Origin of the sequence: Labrenzia sp. R5_0 (assembly GCF_017743835.1) — a bacterium.
GTDB classification, from domain to species: Bacteria; Pseudomonadota; Alphaproteobacteria; order Rhizobiales; family Stappiaceae; genus Roseibium; species Roseibium algicola.
In genome coordinates this window covers 227,707-246,388 of sequence record NZ_JAGHRK010000001.1, presented here as the reverse complement: position 1 = coordinate 246,388, position 18,682 = coordinate 227,707, and the positions used below count along the sequence as shown (strand labels likewise).

Genomic DNA, 18,682 nt, shown 5'->3' with positions numbered 1-18,682 from the left:
AAATTCGGCATCTCGTTCATCGGAGCAATCCTTACCAGCGGCGTTCAAACCTGCGGCGCAGGATGATAGCGATAATGTTCATGGTCATGAGGAAGACCAGCAGCACGATGATCCCGCCCCAAGCGCGTTCATAGAAAGCCGGGTCGGCGCGTTTCGCCCACTCGTAGATCTGGGCCGGCATGGCCGAGTTCGGAGAGAAGAAACCGGCAGCCACACCGTCCGGGAAATTGGAGGCGATGAAACCGACCATCCCGATTAGCAGCAGCGGAGCGGTTTCCCCAAGCGCCTGTGCCAGACCGATGATCGTGCCGGTTAGAATGCCAGGCATTGCCAGCGGCAGGACATGGTGGAAGATAGACTGCATCTTGGAGGCGCCAATGCCAAGGGCCGCATCGCGGATGCTCGGCGGAACGGCCTTCAAGGAGGCGCGGGTGGATATGATGATCGTGGGCAGTGTCATCAACGTCAGTACCAGACCACCCACCAGTGGTGCGGATTGCGGCAGATGCATGAACTGGATGAACACCGCCAGACCGAGAATACCGAACACGATGGACGGAACGGCGGCCAGGTTGGAGATATTCACCTCGATCAGATCGGTGAACTTGTTCTGCGGAGCGAACTCTTCCAGGTAGATGGAAGCGGCCACGCCGATCGGCAGCGACAGGAACAGCACCACCAGCATCATGAACAGCGACCCGATCATGGACGCTCCGATGCCGGCCTGCTCCGGACGGCTGTCGGAAGCATCGGTCCCGGTGATGAAGGCCCAGTTGAAGCGCTTCTCCAGAATGCCGGCGGACTGCATCTGGTCCGCCAGATCCAGGTGTGCGGCATCCAGGTTCTTGTCTTCGGCAAGATCCTCGCGCTTGACGCGGCCCTTCAGGTAGCCGTCGACACGGGATGAGGCGATCAGCTCGAAGGTTACCGTCGTGCCGATCTTGTCCGGGTTGGCAAGCGCAAAGTCACGGACCGTCGCGGCAGCCCCTGAGGAGAACAGCTTCTGCAGGTCCTTTGCCGACATGTCTGTGGTGATGTTGGCACCGGCGAGTTCCTTGGCAAAGGCGTCGTCGATGATGGCCCGGTACTTGGACGTCTTGACCACCGACTTTTCCGCTTCGGCAATCTGCTCCTGATTGAGTGGGACATCCACCTTCAGGAAGGTCTGGCTGAAGGCGCCAAGGCCGTTGGAAAGGATTGCCCACAGCAGCGCAACGAGGAAGAACAGGCCGATGCCGATGGCAATGATGCCGTAGAGCTTGAAGCGCGCTTCAGCGGCGTTGCGCTTTCTGGTCAGCGGATCGAGTTCGAGGATCGACGTGGTCTTGTGCGGGGTCGGAGCACTGGTCTTGCCCGACGGTGGCGTAAGGGTCGTGTCGGTCATTAGTCGTACTGCTCCCGATATTTGCGCACGATGTAGAGCGCGACGATGTTGAGCCCCAGGGTCACGACGAACAGGGTCATGCCGAGTGCGAAGGCGACAAGGGCTTCCGGGGAGGCAAAGTCGGCGTCGCCGGTGAGCTGGCTGACGATCTTCGCGGTCACGGTGGTCATCGCTTCGAGCGGGTTCATGCTGAGGCGGGCAGCTGCGCCGGCCCCCAGCACAACGATCATGGTTTCACCGATGGCGCGAGAGGCCGCCAGCAGGATGGCCCCGACGATCCCGGGCAGGGCCGCCGGCAGAATGACCTGCTTCACGGTTTCCGAATGGGTGGCACCAAGTCCGAGCGATCCGTCACGCATGGCCTGCGGCACAGCGTTGATGATGTCGTCGGAAAGCGAGCTCACGAAAGGGATCAGCATGATGCCCATGACAGCGCCCGCGGTGAACACCGAGGAAGCACCGGACATCCAGCTTACGCCAAGCGCACCGCCGGAGCCGAAGACGTTCATCAGAAGCGGGCCGACTGTGAGCAGCGCGAAGAGACCGTAAACGATGGTTGGAATACCGGCCAGGATCTCCAGCAGCGGCTTGGCGACGGCGCGTACGTGCGGCGTTGCATACTCAGACAGGTAGATGGCAGCGAACAGACCGATCGGTACGGCAACGGCAAGTGCGATCAGAGAGATATACATGGTCGCCCAGATCAGCGGCACGATCCCCAGCTCCGATCCACCGCCGAAGCTCGGCGCCCAGGTCAGGCCGAAGAAGAAATCAGCGGCCGGATAGAGCCGGAAGAACTCGACCGTGTTGAAGATCAGCGACAGCACGATGCCGACAGTCGTCAGGATGGCGATCGAGGCTGCTGCAATCAGGATATAGCGGACGACCGTTTCCACGACGTTGCGGGCACGGAAATCCTTGTTGGTGCGCAGAACACCGACAGCGAAACCGATCAGGCCGACCGCCAGAACGCCGATTGTCCGCAACAGCAGGCCTGTACCCGAGATGCTGCGGTATGTCTGCGCGGCCCGCAACGTTTCGGCGGTCACTTCTGAACCGAGCGCGACACCTATCTCGCCGAGACGGCTGCGCACGTCGGTCAGATCGGTGCGGATGGAAGACGCCATGTCGGCCGACATGGCGCCCTGAGAAACGGCAAGGTCGAGACCCTCGGCAACACGTACGACGTCGCTCATTACGAGGTCGAGCGAACTTGCGGCAATGGTCTCTTCGGAAATCTTGGAGGAAACCTGGCTGTCAAGAATGATGGGCTGGAAGATCAGCCACGCAATGAGCAGCAGGAGGGCAGGAACCAATATCGAAACAACGACGTTCCAGCCGTAATAACCAGGCAGGGAATGGAGCTCACGCACATCCCCTCCGGCAGAACTTAAGGCTTTTCCGCGGCCGACTATGTATCCGGCGACAGCCAGAACCAGCAGCGCAATAAGAATATATGGAAGTGACATAGGGCGACCCAACCGGCAAAGAAGAAAGAAAGGGCGGCCGAAGCCGCCCTTCCGGAAAGATGTGCTTAGTTGCCCATCGTTTCTTCGGCTTCGATGGAAGCCTGCGTAGCTGCAAGCTCCGGATCGGAAACCAGGCCATACTGGGCCAGCGGGCCGTCCGGGCCAGCGATTTCGTCAGAAACGAAGAACTGAGCGTATTCTTTCAGGCCCGGGATAACGCCGATGTGTGCCTTCTTGATGTAGAAGAACAGCGGACGGGAAACCGGGTACTCACCCTTGGCGATGGTTTCGGTGGACGGAGCGATACCGGCCATCGTTGCCACTTTGAGTTTGTCGGTGTTGTTCTCGTAGAACGCCAGGCCGAAAACGCCAACGCCGTTCGGGTTGGAGTCGATGCGAGCCAGGGTCTCGGTGTAGTCGCCGTCGATGTCGACCGACTTGCCGTCCGTGCGGACTGCGATGCAGGCGTCTTCAGCGTCGTCTTCGGACATGCCGCCGTCGATCATGGCTTTCAGAGCGCCGGATTCTTCGCAGCCAACAGCCAGAACTTTTTCTTCGAACACTTCACGGGTGCCGTGCTTGGTGCCCGGGATGAAAGCAGCGATTTCCGCGTCCGGCAGGGAAGCGTCAACTTCGGACCACTTGGTGTACGGGTTGTCGACGATCTGGCCGTCCTTCAGGACTTTCGGGGACAGAGCGTTGAACCACTGAACCTGGGTGAATTCGTTGAAAGCCGGGCCGTCTTTCTGGGAAGCGAAGACGATGCCATCGTAGCCGATGCGGACTTCGATGATGTCTTTCACGCCAGCTTCGGCACAAGCCTTGATTTCCTTCTCGCGGATAGCGCGGGAAGCGTTTGCGATGTCGATGGTGTTTTCGCCAACGCCGGTGCAGAACTTCTTCAGACCAGCAGAGGAGCCACCGGATTCAACGACCGGTGTCGGGAAATCGGTGTTTTCGCCGAATGCTTCAGCAACGATGGAAGCATAAGGAAGAACCGTGGAGGAACCAGCAATCTGCACCTGGTCGCGAGCCTGAGCCGAACCAACGAATGCAGTGGAAGCAACGGCAAGAGCAGTTGCGCTAACGAGGGTCGTAAATTTCACTTGACCACTCCCTTTGAATGTCAAGGTTTCTAGATGATCACCGCGCTTGGATGTGCACGAGCGATGCGGGGAACCTAGGCTCCACGGATGAGAGTTCTATGACAGTTCCTTTTCAGTTTTGTGACAATTTAAGATACTGAAATTACTCAAGAAAACCTGTTCCTTGACGGTTTTATGTCGCAAAGGGTCACAAAAACCCGTCTCGAGGTGCACATCGTGCAGCTCTCGCTTGCCTCGGCAAAGCTGACAGGAAACCCTTTTATCCATCTGGCGAGCGTTATGCCTGATCAGGGAGGCTTTCAGGCACCTGCCGCAGCGGCCGAACGGGGTTTTGCATTGCCCGGTTCGGCTCGATCAGAGTTGCAAGGCCGGCAACGCCATTGCGTCGGTCGCCTCTTGCCTGCGTTTTTCGGCAGACAGGGGAATCAGTCCCTTGCTCGCCAGATACCCATCGTCGCCCCAGGCCTCTTCGCTGGTGAAGGCAGCCACATACTCCTCCATGCCAGGAATAAGGCCGACGTGTTCCTTCTTGATGTAGAAAAACAGCGGGCGGGACACCGGGTATTCCCCGGAGGCGATCTTTTCGAACGTCGGCTCGACCCCGTTGACGCCGACGCTCTGGATCTTGTCCCGGTTCTGCATCAGGAAGGAATAACCGAAGATGCCGACCGTCACGGGATTGGCCTCCAGAGCACCGACGATCAGGTCGTCGTTCTCGCCCGCTTCGACAAAGCTGCCGTCCCGGCGAATGCGCGTGCAACCGTCTTTTTCCAGATCCTTGACCGACTTGCAGCCTTCTTCCATGACAAGTTCTTCGAACGCATCACGGGTGCCGGAGGTCGGAGGCGGTCCAAGCACCTCGATCTCCTCATTCGGCAAGCCCGCATCGATGTCCGACCAGGCGAGGTTGCCATTGTCGACTAGCTGTCCGTCCTTCGGAAGTTTCTCGGCCAGCGCCTCGAAAATCTGCTCCACGGTCAGGGTGAATTTCGGGCCATTGCGCGAATTGGCCAGCACGATGCCGTCATAACCGATTTCCACTTCGACCGGCGTGACGCCGTTTGCGAGACAGGTGTCCAGTTCCGAAGGCTTCATGCGCCTGGATGCATTGGTGATGTCCGGCGTGTGTTCACCAACGCCCTTGCAGAACAGGTTGAAACCGGCGCCTGAGCCCGTGGATTCGACAATCGGGAACTTTACGCCGTTGCTGCCGACTGCTTCTGCGACCGCGGTCGCAAACGGAAATACCGTTGACGAGCCGACGATAAGCAACCGGTCACGGGCTTCGGCGGTCAGGGATGCCAAACAAAAAACGCCACACAACACAGCGCGGGCTGAAAAATACATCGGCACGTTAAAACTCCTGGACAAAATGCTGGCGCGATCCGGCAAGACAGGCCTTCCTTTAGGCGGATCGCCTGACCGGTCACAAAAGACTTTTCCGATCTTGCAGTGGCAAGTCTCTAGCAGTCTCGCGTCTCAGGAATACGACAGTCGCCAATCCGGCATCAGGCGGAGATCTTCTCGGGCAGACCTTCAACGTTCTCCATGGCAGGCAAACTGACCTTGAACGTCGCCCCCTGCCCCGGCTCGCTGTCCACCTCCAGCCGGCCCCTGTGGCGTGTCAGGATGTGCTTCACGATGGCAAGCCCGAGGCCCGTCCCCTTCATCGCCCGGCTCGATTCGACATCGACCCGGTAGAACCTCTCCGTCAGGCGCGGCAGATGCTCACGCGGGATGCCCTCGCCGTAGTCGCGTACCGAAAGTTGCCAGGTCAGTGCATCCTGCGGCGCCTGCGGTCTTTCAAGACCGACGTCGACGAACTTGCCGTCATGGCCGTATTTCAGCGCGTTCTCGATCAGGTTTTCCGTCACCTGGATGAGCTCGTCCCTGTCGCCCCTGATCCGCACGGGGGTGTCCGGGAGCTGAAGCCGGATCTCGACGCCCATGTCGGAGGCCAGCGGAGACAGCGCATCGGTCGTATGCCGGACGATCTCTGACAGATCGACAGCATTTGCGGGCCGGACGTGCGCCTTCAGCTCGATCCGCGACAGCGACAGGATATCATCGATCAACCGGCGCATGCGCCCCGCCTGATCCAGCATGATCGACAAAAACCTGTCTCTCGCCTCCGGATCGTTGCGCGCAGGTCCTTGCAAGGTCTCGATAAATCCGGTGAGCGAGGCCAGAGGCGTGCGCAGTTCATGGCTGGCATTGGCGACGAAGTCCGTGCGCATGCGTTCAAGCCGGCGATTTTCTGTCAGGTCCTGAATGACCACCAGAATGAAGTCCGGCAAGCTCGGCATCTTCTCCAGACCCGCGCTTCCGGGCATGTAGATCGGCGAGATATGAGCCTCGTACCAGGTTTCGGTCGGCACCTTCTCGATCCAGCTGATCTTCTCGGCCTCACCCGTTGTGCAGACACGGTCGAACGCTTCCAGCAGCGAAGGAGCCCGGAGCGAGAAGGACAGAGGATCACCCGGTTTCACGCCTTCATAAATCGACAGCGCCTGCTTGTTGACATAGCGGGTGATGCCCCGCCCGTCGGCAACGAAGCAGGGTGTCGGCAACGCATCAACAGTGACCTTCATGCCCGTACCCGGCCACATCCTGCGGATTTCCCGCTGGGCATTCAGCTTGACCCTGCGGCTCGAAGACTTGCGCGGCACGAAACAGGCAACGACAACAATTGCCGCCATGGTGAGCAGCGCCGTCGTCAACGGCACTTCATGGACGATGACCGCGCCCGCGGCAGCAGCAAACGCGAACAGCAGAATCCAGCGGGCCTCGCCAAGTCGGGTCAGCGGCGATGCGGCCTGCCGGTCTTCAGCAGGTTCTTCGATTGGCGAAGGCGGTTGGGTCATGGACGGTCGAGCGAATTCGTTTCAGCAGTTAGGTGTCCCGAGTGCAGACACTATTTCGACGTCTCAGTAAATGTGCAAGGCCGGAATAGGGAGATCGGGGCAGCATCGGACCACTCCCCTAACACGGAAAGCATGTCAGCCAAGCGACAGTCAAATACACCCCTGAAAATGGGCTCCGACCCACCAACGCTCTTCGCGTCAGGTGAACCGAAACTTCCGAACCGGCACCAAATACCCGCACCAATCACCGATTTTGAGGCAAGGGATGTCTGGCGGCGGATTTCAGGTTGTCCAGAATACGCGGCCAGCCATCAGGCTGGCGCATGCGTTCCAGATATTCCGCTCCCGCTTCGCCATGTCTCAGAAACTCACTGTGAACGATTTCAAGGCGCGTGCTGTCCCCGGCCTCGCGGAAGTTCACCATGACACGACTTGCCGTCGCAGGATCCGCAACTTCCTCGCCATCCCGGCTGACCTGCCAGGCCAGACGAATGTAAAGCGGCGGTTCCAGTGAGAGGACGGTTCCCCAGACCCTGTGCTGGCCTTCACTGTCTATCTCATAACAGCTACCGCCCGCATAGGGATCGATACCCGCCTGAACCTTGCCCTCGCCCGCATCCTTGAAAGGCGATGTCCACCACAGATCAAGCCGGTCGACAACCAGTGAAAACGCCTGGCTCCGCGGCAGATTCAACATGCCTTCAACCCGGCACTCGGTGTCATGTGTCATGATTTTCCGTCAAATTCGTTCTTTCCAACCCCAAACGCACTGTTTCACATTTGGACCCGGCTTGGCAAAGTACCGCTTCCCTAGCCGATTCAAACGTCAGATACATGACGTACAGACCGAGGCAGAACCTGCCGAAACTGTCGCCCCTGGCGGAACCAACTGGAGACATCATGAAGCACGATCGCGCGTTCGATCCGCAATATGGAACTGCCGTCGAGCTGATGCCGGGCGTGCGCCGGCTAACGGTTAACAACCCGGGGCCTTTCACCTTTCATGGCACCAACAGCTATCTGCTGGGGACCAGTCGTCTGATCTGCGTTGACCCCGGGCCTGCCCTGGAAGGTCAGGTCGACACCATCTTGAAGGCTGCACAGGGCGCAGTCATCGAGGCGATCCTGATCACCCACACGCATGTGGATCATTCGCCGGGCGCACGGCTCTTGAAAGAAAGAACCGGTGCCGAGATCATCGGGTGCGGGCCGCACCGGCCGGCACGAGCGCTTCTTGAAAACGAGGTCAATCCACTCGACGCCAGCGGCGACAAGGACTACGCGCCCGACAGGTTGCTGGAAGATGGCGAGATGTTCGAGGCCGCAGGCATTTCGCTTGAAGCCGTCGCCACCCCCGGCCACACGTCCAACCATCTGTGTTTTGCCCTTGCCGGGGAACCGGTTCTGCTGTCCGCCGATCACGTCATGGGCTGGTCGACATCGGTCGTCGCCCCACCCGACGGCAGCATGCGGGACTACATGGCCTCGATAGACAAACTGCTGGCCCGTTCCGAATCCGTCTATCTACCCGGACACGGCGGTATTGTTCGCAATGCCATCGACTACGTCCGCGACCTGAAGCAGCACAGGCTCGACCGGGAAGCCTCTATCCTTCATGAACTGGCAAAAGGCGAAAGATCGATTCCGGAAATCGTATCGGTGCTCTATGCAGCGGTTGATCCGGCGCTACACCCGGCGGCAGGTCTGTCCGTATTCGCGCACCTGGAGGACCTTGCGGACAGGGGCCGCGTCGAGGCCAGTCCGGAGTTGTCTCTTGCCGCCCGCTATCGCCTCACCGGCTGAGCCTGCAAGCGATCAGCCTTCCAGATCGACCGCATCCAGACCTTCGGCAACCGGCGCATCCTCGTCCTCGAAATAGGGTTTGAAGCTCGGCAACGGAATGGTTTCGCGCAAGTCTTCAACCGGTTCGGCCGGAAGGTCTTCTTCCAGCTCTGTCTCGTCGACCGAAAGCCGCGCCAGATCGCCGTATGTTTCCAGAAGCACACGGTCGATCTCGCTGAAGACAAGACGGATGCGGTCCGCATTGTCGGTCAGGTCCTTAAGCGGTGTGCGCGAACGCGAACGGACGTCAAGCAGGGCCCCCACCGAATCCGGCCGGACGCGCAGTACGATATCGTGTTTCAATCCCAGGATCTGCGAAGTGCCCTCGGCCTGCAGATAGGTCGGTGCATCGAGGAGATCGGGCGGCAATTCATCAACGACCTGCCAGTTCAGACCTTCAAGCGCCTTGACACTCGCCGCATGCAGTTGAGCGGTTGAAATGCGGTATCGGCGCGGAACGATATCGGGGTAAAGACGGTCCTCCGCCGAATTGGCCATAGCAGTCATGCCCGGCGCGGCACCCGTATAAGCGGCAACGGCCGGCCAGACGTCTTCAACAAGCGCGGTGTTCAGCCAGTTGAGAAAAGGCTGTTCGCTTGAAGCCACATTTGTTTCAAGTTCGGGTGGATCGGTTCGGTTGGTGGCCAGGTCGCTCGCTCCCGCGTGCATGACCAGCATTCCGACCACAAGCACAGGCGTCGCAAGCGCCAGCAGCCCCAGGAACAAACCTGTGAGCGCCGCCGGCACGCCGGGTCCGCCATAAGTCCAGATCCGGTTAAAGCCGAACAGGGCAAGCAAGATGGCAGCGAGCGCAATCGTAGCCGCTGCAATCAGAGACAGGACAAACACATCCGCGTCGATCAGGCCGAACCGCTTTGCCAGAAAGGCAATTGCCGCGAGCGCCAGCGCCACGGAGCCGGTCGTGCGACTGGCCGGTGCCGAAGCTGTTTTATAGACGGCGTAGCGCTTCATGAGATCCTATCTCGCCTGGCTTGCCGCATCGGCGCGGCAAGGTGTCCACCTGATTGTTTCTTCGTTTACAGCCAATTTGTCAAAAATGAACTTCACTTCGACAGCGAACACATCATACATTCCTTCTGGGCAAACGATAAACGTGCAAGCAAGACACGCTGGAAATACAGTTTCAAATCGGGGTAAGGCATGACCGGATTGCGGTCCCGTCATACGGCGAGCGAACAGGAACACCGCGCTGCCGGTGACGGAAAACAAAAGGCGTTTTCACCATTTGGCTTGTTTCGGCCAGGCTCTGCCAATATCTGCCTGTGCCACCTGCTGGTTCTGACGATACTCCTGTCGCCCATCGCCCTGGCATTTGCGATCCTCTATGCCGAACCGGGCGGACGCTGGCTGCAAGCCCACTATCACTACCTGCGGACAACCATTGCCCTCTTGGTCATAGGCCTCGGCACAGGAGGCCTGATGATCCTTCTGGGAGCTTCGATCTCTTCTGCATTGATGTTGGCCGGACTGGGGCTTTGTGCCACGACGGTACTGCTCAGCTACGCGCGATCGCTGCTAGGATTCTGCAGTGCCTTGCGAGGCTCTCCACTACGGAATCACAGAAGCTATTTCATATGAATGGGCAGTCATATACTTGCTCAAATGACTGGCAGGCCTAATTCGTAAATAAATCCTTACTGTATTACTTCAAATCCGGCCGGGATTCGTTACATCTTGTTATTGTTTTTGACTGGCCGATTTCTGCCAATAAGCGCATGCTTTTTCACATCCATTGCGAAAACCGGCTGAAAGGCGTGTTTTCTGCCTTCCGTTTGCCGCAATTGGATACGACATGCACACCGCCCGCGAGCCATGAAAACTTTAACCCAGAGAGCGGGCACTGGAAAAGACAACGGACGAGACAAATGTCTGAGCAATCTGCCCGCCCTGCCCCGAAGCAAAGCGCCGATGCGAAACTGGTGAACCTCTATAAGCCCGTCGGCATCGCAGCCCTCAATGCAGCTGCCCTTTGCAAGAATTCGGGCACGGTGGCCAAAAAGAAGAACTGAGCCGCTGCGCTATAGCGTCCGAAGACGCGGCAAGCCGCTGGTGACGGCCAGCTTGCCATGTTGTTTCGAGACGCTGTTTGACGGCCGGCGTGACCGGTCCAGGATAGCGTTCGGACATACAATCGGTGACGATTGAATGTCCGCCATCCTGAAGCGGCCAAGCCCCGTCGGGGTGCCGCAAAATCACTTTCTTCAGACGGTTGCCGTCTTCCGATCTGTTGGGCAAACTGCCGCCGAACAGGGCACGCTCCGTGTCCTTCGGCGGAGATTGCCTGCATGATCATTGCCTACTGCCCGACCGTCAAAGGTCTGGAGCGTCTTGAGCTTGCCTCCGGCGCCCCCCTTCCGACCACGTCTGTATGGATCGACCTGATCGCCCCGACGCAGGAAGAGCAAAAGGCAGCAGAAAAGCTGATGGGCGCGGAAATCCCGACACGGGACGAGATCGCCTCCATCGAAACCTCCGAACGCCTTTACCTGGAGCCCGGCGCCGTGGTGATGACCGCGCAGCTTCCGATCGCCACGCAGATGATCGACCCGGCGCTTTCGTCTGTCACATTTGTCGTCAATGCCAAGCGGCTGGTGACTGTGCGTTATGGCGAACCGAAATCCATCGCCCTTCTGTCGCGCAAGGTTCAGGCCGATTCGACTATCGCCCACAAGGGGCCGGCTGTTCTCTTCACGATGCTCGACATCATCGTCGACCGGTGTGCCGATGAAATGGAAAGCGCGTCAGCGCGGTATGACAAGCTGGCAGTGCAGGTGTTCGGCGACGGCCTCAACATGCGCAAGACCGCAAGCTATCAGATCGCCATCAAGCAACTGGGGCAGATCGGACTGCATGTGTCCAAGATGCACGATGTCTGCACCAGCCTGTCGCGGATGATGCTTTACCTCAGCACACATGCCAAACGTCTGAACCTGAACGAAGAGCAGGAAGCCGACTGCAAGATGTTCGGCAGGGACATCCATTCCATCAAGGAACACGGCGACGCACTGGACAACAAGCTGTCCTTCCTGCTGGACGCAACGGTCGGCCTCGTCACGCTGGAGCAGAACCAGATCTCGAAGATCTTTACGGTCGTCAGCGTGATCTTCCTGCCACCGACCTTGATCGCATCGATCTACGGCATGAACTTTGCCAACATGCCCGAGCTCAACTGGCAGCTCGGGTTCCTGTTCTCGTTGGGCCTGATGGTGTCGTCGGTCGGGCTGACGTTCCTGTTCTTCCGCTGGAAACGCCTGCTATAACCGGTCCGGCATCTTGAAACTTTCGACCCCTGTCGCAGGCGCGTTACGGATACAGGCGCGCCTTGGACCATGGCTGATCCGCGCCAGTTCGGGTGAACTGCACGCGGTCATGAAGTCGGAACGGCCGGTCATGCCAGAATTCGATGGAAACCGGCACCAGGCGCATGCCTGACCAGTGGTCGGGCCGCGGAATGTCGCCGATACCGAACTTGGCGGTATATTTCGCCACTTCCTTTTCCAGCGCGAAACGGCTTTCCAGCGGCCGCGATTGCCTGGACGCCCAGGCACCGATCCGGCTGCCGCGCGGCCGGGAGCGGTAGTACTCGTCCGCTTCCTCGTTCGAAACCTGTTCGACAAGACCACGAATGCGAACCTGCCGGCGCAAGGACTTCCAATGGAAGCACATGGCAGCCTTGCCGGCGGAGAGCAGCTCCTGCCCCTTGGCGCTTTCGAAATTTGTGTAAAACACAAAGCCGCGTTCGTCGAAGTCCTTCAGCAGAACCATCCGCACATTCGGCAGGCCGTCTGGGTCGACGGTCGACAGCGCCAGTGCGTTGGGATCGTTGGACTCCGAAGCCCTGGCGTCCTCAAGCCATTCTGCAAAAAGCTCAAATGGCTTCACTACCTCTGTAAAGTCACCTTTTGTTAACTCTTCAGGGGGATCTTTAAGGTCTGTCATCGGTAACCTGTCGAAGGAAACGACAGCCTTTAAAGCGGCTCGAAAAGCCGGACCGGGGGGCTGCCTGAAAAATGTATCGTATGCGTTCATATACTGCCGGGCACATAAAGATCCAACCCTTAGCCGCACTTTGCATGGCCATTGCAACCGCACTTGGCGGCTGTAGCCAGTTGTCCGTTCCGGTGGGCAGCAACAACATCGATTCCCCGACAGTCCTGACCGGCTCCATTCCGTCCGCGTCCGACGTCGCCTATGCCGATATCAACGAGGACGACCGGTCTGTGATCGCGCAGAACCTCGACACTATCAGCCAGGACCTTGCCGCCGGAAAGCCGACGCAGGCCTTGTCGCTGACGTGGCTCAACGCGATCAGCGGCAATTCCGGCACATTGTCGAACATCAATGCCTCCACCTACGGCGAGACAGGCTGTCTCGGCTTTCAGACGACGGCGAATACCATCGTCGGCATCAAGCTGTACTCCGGCACGGCCTGCCGGGACATCACGCAAAAATTCGCGGTCACCAGCCTGACTGTCGCCGAAGCTTGAACCCCGTCAAAAAACCGCTAAAACCGGAAGGTCCTCAAGACGAATTCGGGGTCTGGAATTTTTTCCTATCCATCCCGATATAGAGGACAAGTCCGGTCAAGCATGACCTGCTAAACTTGCACGCTTGTGTTCGGCTCGCCGAACGGAGCAGTGCGCGGGGCAGCCTGCCGGAAAATCTTAGGAACCTGGTGAGACGAATGCGTGATCCCTATAGCGTTCTCGGGGTGGCAAAATCTGCCAGCGAGAGCGAAATCAAGAAGGCCTTTCGGAAGCTGGCCAAAAAATACCATCCGGATCAGAACAAGGATGATCCGACGGCCGCACAGCGTTTTTCCGAAGCAAATCAGGCCTATGAAATAGTCGGCGACAAGGAAAAACGTGCCAAGTTCGACCGCGGAGAAATCGATGCGGAGGGCAAGCAGCGCTATCAGGCGCATGGTTTTGACGGCTTTTCCGGATATGAAGACTTCGGCGGTGCACGCACCCAGAAGACATCCGGTGGCGGCGGCAGTTTCGACGATATTCTGAACGACATTTTCGGCAGTTTCGGCGGTGGCCGTGCACGCGCCGGCGCAGGTGCAGGCGCTGGACCCGGTGCAGGTTTCGGCGGCGGCGCCCGCGCGAAGGCACCGCCCAAGACAAAAGGCGCCAACGCGGAAATCGTTGCCCGCGCCTCGCTGGAAGACATCGTCAACTCCGGCAAGACCCAGGTAACGCTTCCAAGCGGCAAGACGGTGAATGTTACCCTGCCCAAGGGGGTGGTCGAAGGCGAAAAGATCCGGCTCAAGGGCCAGGGGCACCCGGGGGAAAACGGCGGTCCTGCAGGCGACGCCCTGGTCGAGATCCGCTTCAAGCCCCACAAGCTTTTCGAAGTGAAGGGATCCGACCTCCACCTCGACCTGCCTCTGACACTTTATGAAGCTGTCCTGGGCGCAAAGGTGCGTACGCCAACCCTGTCCGGTGCCGTCAACCTGACCATTCCGGCCAACGCCTCCAGCGGCAAGTCCATGCGGTTGAAGGGCAAGGGCCTTCCGACCAAGACCGGTGGTCATGGCGACCTTCTGGTCAAGCTGCAGATCGTAATGCCGCCGCACGGCGACGACGAGTTGGACACGCTGATGCGGGCCTGGAAGGAAATCACTCCGTACCGTGCACGCGGACCGGAATTCGACTAGGCGGCCCCCTCGTCAACTGTTGACCGTCACCTCGCCCCGCCAGTGCCACTGGTGGGGCGACGTTTTTTTACTTTCCTCATCTCAGCCTCGGATCAGTCTCCAACTACTTCACCCACCAGGCCTTGTGAATTTACATAACTAGTTATATATCAAGTTATGTAAATGGAGTGACCCATGAGCGAAGATGTCGTCCGCGCGCTTGGCTATGCCACCCTGGGCAGCCGGCTGAAACGGATCGGGGAAATGCTGCAGGCACAAACGCAGATCGTTGCGGCCGAGCTTGCCGACACCAGTCTGCCGACGCCGCACAACCCCGTTCTTGCCGCACTCGACCGGCAAGGCCCGCTGAGTATCGGCGATCTGGCGAAGACCCTTGGCCAGAGCCAACCGGGCGTTACCAGAACGATCAACAAGATGAAGTCGGATGGACTGGTTGAATCCGTTCCCTCGCAACAGGACCGTCGCGTGACGACAATCGGCCTGACCGACAAGGGAGTCGCCCTCGTCGCCCATCTGAAAGAAACGCTCTGGCCCGCGATCACACTGGCAGTTGCCGAAGCCTGCAACAGTCTGGAAGGTCCTTTGCTAGACCAGCTTGCAGGTCTTGAGGATGCCCTTTGCACGAGGCCGCTTTCCGTCCGCTGCAAGGACAGGCCGTTGCAGGACTGGAACTCTCTGCAAACGCCCCCGGAGATTGAACGATGATCAAGCGCATCTGGCACGGCTGGACGGATCCCGGCATGGCCGACACCTATGCCCATGTTCTCACGACACAGGTCATTCCGGGCATCGAGGCGAAAGCCATTCCCGGATATCTCGGCATCGAGGTCCTTCGAAGGAACCTGGAAACCGAGGTGGAGTTCATCACCATCATGAGTTTCCGCTCGCTTGACGACATCATCGCGTTTCAAGGCCCGGATTACGAGCGCTGTTATGTGCCCGATGCCGCCCGGGACGTGTTGAAGCGATGGGATCTGATTTCACAACACTATGAGCTCGAAGATGCACGCAGTTATGAATGAACCGAGCCGGGACAGCCTTCTGAAGCGGGTTGTCTGGTCAGCCCTGACCTCCCGGCATGCGCAATTCAGCCAGGGAGGCGACCTTGCCCGCCGTTTCGATCCGGCCATCTCCCCCTTTGCGGCAGCGGCGAACAACTCGCCCGAAGCTCTGGCTGCGCTGGCGGAGCTGATTCAACCGGGTGACGACCGGGCGTTCATACTGCAGGCGGATGACATCGCACTGCCTCATGAACTTGAGGCAGAGATCACCGCGCTGGGTGTCCTCATGGTGGAAGTTTCCCCGTCAGAAGGCCCATCCCGATCGGCTTCAATCGTGCAGCTGGACGAAACCGATGTCCCGGAGATGGTCGAGCTTGCAGCACTTACAAAACCGGGTCCGTTCACCGCGCGCACGCCGGAGCTGGGCACTTTCTTCGGCATCAGGCTGGACGGCCGTCTGGCTGCAATGGCGGGTAGCAGGATCAACCTCGACGGCTATACGGAAGTCAGCGGGATCTGCACTCATCCCGATTTCCGAGGCAGAGGCCTGGCATCCGAGCTCTCTCTTCATGTGACTGAAGTCATCAGGAACCGCGGCGACATTCCGTTCCTTCACGCCTATGCGGACAATCACGGAGCAATTGCCCTCTACCGCAAGCTGGGTTTCGAGATATGGCGGGAGGTCAACGTAGCCGTTGTCAGACGCAAGGCTCAGATCGACCCGGACTGATCCCTTACATCGGAATTGCGCCGGTCTCTTTCCTCCTGAAACTGAGAAAGACGTTGGCGAAGATATTTCGAAGCCGACCGGTAATGGCGTGGACCGGCGGCTTCCGCCCAGCGTCCCGTCGTCCACTTGTTGTTGGAGCCTTTCATCGGTTCGCCGTAGAGTTCGTCATTCTCCAGACTTTCCACGAGGGCGAGCAGTTCGGCATGGTTTCCCTCCAGAAGGGATCGCACCGATCGCCAGGAAAGACCGGATTGCTTTTGCCGCAAGTCGGCATTGTATCTGGGTGTCTCGTTCCACTTGTAGCCTTGGGCCGGAAACCAGACCGGTCTGCCGGCCTGGCCGTCCCGGTACCAGCCCAGAAACAGGTCTATCCAGTGGGCCCGGTGACCGACGATATCCTTTGGCGATATGCCGTCCGCATCCTTTTCAAGACGCAGCATCGCGGGCAGGTCATCGAGGAGCGTTTGCAGTTTTGAAAACTCGCTCTCGCTTGCGGCGAGCAATTCCGTTTTCGTGGTTGCAGGCATTCCGCTCTCCCGTGACCACAACATTCAGTGCGAACTATGCGGAGCTAAAGCCTTGTTGGCCCGTGGCGACTACAAGCTTCGTCCGCACCAGATGGTGCCATGAGATCCGCTGTTGCTGACTGTCAGAACCGGATGGAACTCCCGTGCTGTCCAGAAAGCGAGCCCGGCTTCGTTGGCAGCGCTCACCCCGGCATGAACAGCCGAGACCCCCTTCAGTTTTGCAGCGGCAATCCAGGCGTCCAGCAGCCTGGTTCCAACTCCCCTCCCGCGCGCACGCGGCAAGAGGTTCATGTGAATATGCGCCGGATATTCATCGATGACGGCCTGTGGCACGGGCGACGGATTGTGGATCGTGCGGATCCGCTGATCATCGGCTGACTGCTCGGTTTCCTGCCGCACCGGTTCCGGGTAACGTTCCCGCAAAGCCGGCCACCATTCCCGCTCCAGTTCGTGCTCGAAAGCCCGTGTATCGCTCACGCCGACGGCATAGCCGAACACGCCGAGATCATCTTCAGCGACAAAGCTGATGGGACCTTTCAAAGCCACATAGGGCCCTGCGTAGATATGGCCGATCAATGCGGGGTCAGAATAAAGATCCGTCGCATCGCGCCCGGCCTGGCCGGTTTTCAGGCAGATATCGTAAACGGCTTCCAGGTCCCGAAGCTCGGCCTGCCGAACGATCATGGTATCAGTCATAAGCATCCGATTTCTGTCTTCAATGGTCCCGGATCATGGCGAATGCAGATCTGCGGTTTACCTGTCCTGCCAGCCGTACCACCAGTAAGCGCCCTGAAGATAGAGTTTGCGCAGTGACGGCAGGGGAAACCTTGCAAAAGGCCGGCGCAGGGCAACCGGCAAATCTTCCGGCTGAAGTTTGCCCAGGATCAGACCGGCGACCTTCTCCCCCGAGATCGATGCCATTGCTATGCCGCTGCCGTGCCACCCCATTGCGGCATAGACGCCGCCGAGACCGGGCACTTCCCCAACGAAGGGGGTCAGATTTCGCGCCAGGCACACATGTCCATACCAGCTGTGTTCGGCCTCAATGCCCGCCCAGGCCGGAAACATCTCGTCGAAATCCGACCTTGCACGCTTGTACATTGCCGCGAGCGACTGGGCATTTTCGAAGATGCCGCCGCGCGTTCCGAACAGGAACCGCCGGTCGGGCAACAGGCGGAAATAATGCAAAAGGTTACGAGTGTCGGCAGCCATGGTGTCGGAGGTCCAGCCCTGTGCGGCAAGTTCCCCCTCGCTCAGGGGGCGGGTCACCAGGATTGACGACATGACCGGCAGCGTACGCCCGTGCAGCCATTTGGGTGCATCCTCGCGTGCATAGCCATTACCCGCCAGGACAACCTTCCGGGCCCGGATGAAGCCGTGTTCGGTCTCCAGTTGCCAGCGGTCATTGTCCCGGGTCATCCCTGTCACCGGCGACTTGCCGAAGATCTTGCCGCCGGCTCGGCGCACCTGATCCGCCAGAGCCTGGACATAGGCCATCGGATTGAGTGCAAAGCCGTAGGGTACCTGCAGTCCGCCGTGGAATGTCGGCCCGCCATAGCCTTCCGCGTCCAGGTCCGTCTTGGAAAGCACCCGGGCCTTGATGCCGAAGTTCTCCTTCAGGAACGCTGCTTCCGCCTGAAAGCCGGCGAAATCCTTCCGCCGGTGGGCAAGATAGATTTCGCCATTGGAATGGCGGTCGGCGTCAACACCCCAGCTGTCGAGCCTCTGGGCAACCAGATTGACGCCCGCGACCTGATAGGCAACGAAACGGCGCGCTTCCTCGAGGCCGAATTTCTTGATGAGGCGGCGTTCATCGAGTTTGGTACCACCCAGGCAACAAAATCCGCCGTTGCGGCCCGAAGCGCCGTAACCAACGTGTTCCGCTTCCAGAACGCACACGGAAACGCCTGCCTGCGCGAGCCGTAGCGCTGCGCTCAGCCCGGCGAACCCAGCGCCGATAATCGCAACATCGAAAAGCGCGTTGCCGATGAGCTGCCGGTCCAGCTTGACCTGCGGAACGCTGGCTTCCCAGTAACTGCCGATCGTCCGGCGCGCTTCTGTACGGCTCTGCGGCAT

General features: G+C 59.2%; 20 protein-coding genes. 9 read left to right on the top strand and 11 right to left on the bottom strand.

The window, feature by feature from the left end; all coding sequences use genetic code 11:
• Positions 1–31: 31 nt before the first annotated feature.
• The 6 genes from pstA to J7447_RS01115 form a co-directional block, all read right to left on the bottom strand.
• On the bottom strand, positions 32–1,384 hold the full coding sequence (gene pstA / locus J7447_RS01140) for a phosphate ABC transporter permease PstA (protein WP_075281429.1): 1,353 nt from the start codon (positions 1,382–1,384) through the stop codon (positions 32–34).
• Complete coding sequence (gene pstC / locus J7447_RS01135) at positions 1,384–2,853, bottom strand: phosphate ABC transporter permease subunit PstC (protein WP_023001817.1); 1,470 nt, start codon at positions 2,851–2,853, stop codon at positions 1,384–1,386. The genes pstA and pstC overlap by 1 nt, the downstream gene beginning before the upstream one ends.
• Before the next feature lie 65 nt (positions 2,854–2,918).
• On the bottom strand, positions 2,919–3,959 hold the full coding sequence (locus J7447_RS01130; RefSeq protein ID WP_023001818.1) for a substrate-binding domain-containing protein: 1,041 nt from the start codon (positions 3,957–3,959) through the stop codon (positions 2,919–2,921).
• A gap of 354 nt (positions 3,960–4,313) precedes the next feature.
• Positions 4,314–5,264, bottom strand: a complete 951-nt coding sequence (locus J7447_RS01125; RefSeq protein ID WP_228866124.1) for a substrate-binding domain-containing protein — start codon at positions 5,262–5,264, stop codon at positions 4,314–4,316.
• Between the two features lie 203 nt (positions 5,265–5,467).
• Positions 5,468–6,823, bottom strand: a complete 1,356-nt coding sequence (locus J7447_RS01120; protein ID WP_286188855.1) for an ATP-binding protein — start codon at positions 6,821–6,823, stop codon at positions 5,468–5,470.
• 244 nt (positions 6,824–7,067) lie between these two features.
• Positions 7,068–7,553, bottom strand: a complete 486-nt coding sequence (locus J7447_RS01115) for an SRPBCC family protein (RefSeq protein ID WP_209168498.1) — start codon at positions 7,551–7,553, stop codon at positions 7,068–7,070.
• Positions 7,554–7,723: 170 nt separating this feature from the next.
• On the opposite strand from J7447_RS01115, the gene J7447_RS01110 reads away from it, so the two are divergent.
• Positions 7,724–8,626: an MBL fold metallo-hydrolase gene (locus tag J7447_RS01110; protein WP_152511717.1), complete on the top strand. Its 903-nt coding sequence runs from the start codon at positions 7,724–7,726 to the stop codon at positions 8,624–8,626.
• A gap of 12 nt (positions 8,627–8,638) precedes the next feature.
• Here J7447_RS01110 and J7447_RS01105 read toward each other — a convergent pair whose 3' ends face one another.
• Positions 8,639–9,637: a DUF1499 domain-containing protein gene (locus J7447_RS01105; protein WP_209168497.1), complete on the bottom strand. Its 999-nt coding sequence runs from the start codon at positions 9,635–9,637 to the stop codon at positions 8,639–8,641.
• A 189-nt stretch (positions 9,638–9,826) separates the two neighbouring features.
• On the opposite strand from J7447_RS01105, the gene J7447_RS01100 reads away from it, so the two are divergent.
• From J7447_RS01100 to J7447_RS01090, 3 genes are all read left to right on the top strand, one after another.
• Positions 9,827–10,264 carry a hypothetical protein gene (locus J7447_RS01100; RefSeq protein ID WP_023001825.1) on the top strand — a complete coding sequence of 146 codons (438 nt, stop codon included), beginning with the start codon at positions 9,827–9,829 and terminating at the stop codon, positions 10,262–10,264.
• Between the two features lie 287 nt (positions 10,265–10,551).
• Positions 10,552–10,695, top strand: a complete 144-nt coding sequence (locus tag J7447_RS01095; protein WP_023001827.1) for a hypothetical protein — start codon at positions 10,552–10,554, stop codon at positions 10,693–10,695.
• 276 nt (positions 10,696–10,971) lie between these two features.
• Positions 10,972–11,946 (top strand): magnesium transporter CorA family protein, encoded by a 975-nt coding sequence (locus J7447_RS01090; RefSeq protein WP_055658081.1) that lies wholly within the window; start codon positions 10,972–10,974, stop codon positions 11,944–11,946.
• A 43-nt stretch (positions 11,947–11,989) separates the two neighbouring features.
• Here the strand turns inward: J7447_RS01090 and pdxH are convergent, their stop codons facing one another.
• A complete protein-coding gene (pdxH, locus tag J7447_RS01085) occupies positions 11,990–12,625 on the bottom strand; it encodes a pyridoxamine 5'-phosphate oxidase (RefSeq protein WP_209168496.1) in 636 nt (211 codons plus the stop codon).
• A gap of 134 nt (positions 12,626–12,759) precedes the next feature.
• Between pdxH and J7447_RS01080 the strand changes: the two genes are divergently transcribed.
• From J7447_RS01080 to J7447_RS01060, 5 genes are all read left to right on the top strand, one after another.
• The gene (locus tag J7447_RS01080; RefSeq protein WP_023001830.1) at positions 12,760–13,173 is read left to right on the top strand and encodes an RT0821/Lpp0805 family surface protein; all 414 of its coding nucleotides are present in this window, start codon (positions 12,760–12,762) and stop codon (positions 13,171–13,173) included.
• A 197-nt stretch (positions 13,174–13,370) separates the two neighbouring features.
• Complete coding sequence (locus J7447_RS01075) at positions 13,371–14,348, top strand: J domain-containing protein (protein WP_023001831.1); 978 nt, start codon at positions 13,371–13,373, stop codon at positions 14,346–14,348.
• A 174-nt stretch (positions 14,349–14,522) separates the two neighbouring features.
• A complete protein-coding gene (locus J7447_RS01070; protein ID WP_152507432.1) occupies positions 14,523–15,053 on the top strand; it encodes a MarR family transcriptional regulator in 531 nt (176 codons plus the stop codon).
• Entirely contained in the window at positions 15,050–15,370 is a 321-nt protein-coding gene (locus J7447_RS31200) for an antibiotic biosynthesis monooxygenase (RefSeq protein ID WP_075281439.1), read from the top strand. Before J7447_RS01070 ends, J7447_RS31200 begins: the two co-directional genes overlap by 4 nt.
• Positions 15,351–16,079, top strand: coding sequence for a GNAT family N-acetyltransferase (locus J7447_RS01060; RefSeq protein WP_286188854.1), 729 nt, complete (start codon positions 15,351–15,353; stop codon positions 16,077–16,079). Before J7447_RS31200 ends, J7447_RS01060 begins: the two co-directional genes overlap by 20 nt.
• Here the strand turns inward: J7447_RS01060 and J7447_RS01055 are convergent.
• From J7447_RS01055 to J7447_RS01045, 3 genes are all read right to left on the bottom strand, one after another.
• Positions 16,061–16,606, bottom strand: coding sequence for a ClbS/DfsB family four-helix bundle protein (locus J7447_RS01055; protein ID WP_209168495.1), 546 nt, complete (start codon positions 16,604–16,606; stop codon positions 16,061–16,063). The two genes, J7447_RS01060 and J7447_RS01055, sit on opposite strands and share 19 nt — an antisense overlap.
• A 69-nt stretch (positions 16,607–16,675) precedes the next feature.
• Complete coding sequence (locus J7447_RS01050; RefSeq protein WP_286188853.1) at positions 16,676–17,308, bottom strand: GNAT family N-acetyltransferase; 633 nt, start codon at positions 17,306–17,308, stop codon at positions 16,676–16,678.
• 51 nt (positions 17,309–17,359) lie between these two features.
• Positions 17,360–18,682, bottom strand: coding sequence for an FAD-binding oxidoreductase (locus J7447_RS01045; RefSeq protein WP_023001837.1), 1,323 nt, complete (start codon positions 18,680–18,682; stop codon positions 17,360–17,362).

Excerpts from the sequence above, each read along its gene's own strand:
- pstC (WP_023001817.1), bottom strand. The coding sequence starts at position 2,853 with ATGTCACTTCCATATATTCTTATTGCGCTGCTGGTTCTGGCTGTCGCC.
- J7447_RS01095 (WP_023001827.1), top strand. The coding sequence starts at position 10,552 with ATGTCTGAGCAATCTGCCCGCCCTGCCCCGAAGCAAAGCGCCGATGCG.
- J7447_RS01120 (WP_286188855.1), bottom strand. The coding sequence starts at position 6,823 with ATGACCCAACCGCCTTCGCCAATCGAAGAACCTGCTGAAGACCGGCAG.
- J7447_RS01050 (WP_286188853.1), bottom strand. The coding sequence starts at position 17,308 with ATGCTTATGACTGATACCATGATCGTTCGGCAGGCCGAGCTTCGGGAC.
- J7447_RS01055 (WP_209168495.1), bottom strand. The coding sequence starts at position 16,606 with ATGCCTGCAACCACGAAAACGGAATTGCTCGCCGCAAGCGAGAGCGAG.
- J7447_RS01075 (WP_023001831.1), top strand. The coding sequence starts at position 13,371 with ATGCGTGATCCCTATAGCGTTCTCGGGGTGGCAAAATCTGCCAGCGAG.
- J7447_RS01080 (WP_023001830.1), top strand. The coding sequence starts at position 12,760 with ATGGCCATTGCAACCGCACTTGGCGGCTGTAGCCAGTTGTCCGTTCCG.
- J7447_RS01115 (WP_209168498.1), bottom strand. The coding sequence starts at position 7,553 with ATGACACATGACACCGAGTGCCGGGTTGAAGGCATGTTGAATCTGCCG.
- J7447_RS01105 (WP_209168497.1), bottom strand. The coding sequence starts at position 9,637 with ATGAAGCGCTACGCCGTCTATAAAACAGCTTCGGCACCGGCCAGTCGC.
- J7447_RS01045 (WP_023001837.1), bottom strand. The coding sequence starts at position 18,682 with ATGCCGCAGAGCCGTACAGAAGCGCGCCGGACGATCGGCAGTTACTGG.
- pdxH (WP_209168496.1), bottom strand. The coding sequence starts at position 12,625 with ATGACAGACCTTAAAGATCCCCCTGAAGAGTTAACAAAAGGTGACTTT.
- J7447_RS01110 (WP_152511717.1), top strand. The coding sequence starts at position 7,724 with ATGAAGCACGATCGCGCGTTCGATCCGCAATATGGAACTGCCGTCGAG.
- J7447_RS01060 (WP_286188854.1), top strand. The coding sequence starts at position 15,351 with ATGCACGCAGTTATGAATGAACCGAGCCGGGACAGCCTTCTGAAGCGG.
- J7447_RS01070 (WP_152507432.1), top strand. The coding sequence starts at position 14,523 with ATGAGCGAAGATGTCGTCCGCGCGCTTGGCTATGCCACCCTGGGCAGC.
- J7447_RS31200 (WP_075281439.1), top strand. The coding sequence starts at position 15,050 with ATGATCAAGCGCATCTGGCACGGCTGGACGGATCCCGGCATGGCCGAC.
- pstA (WP_075281429.1), bottom strand. The coding sequence starts at position 1,384 with ATGACCGACACGACCCTTACGCCACCGTCGGGCAAGACCAGTGCTCCG.
- J7447_RS01100 (WP_023001825.1), top strand. The coding sequence starts at position 9,827 with ATGACCGGATTGCGGTCCCGTCATACGGCGAGCGAACAGGAACACCGC.
- J7447_RS01090 (WP_055658081.1), top strand. The coding sequence starts at position 10,972 with ATGATCATTGCCTACTGCCCGACCGTCAAAGGTCTGGAGCGTCTTGAG.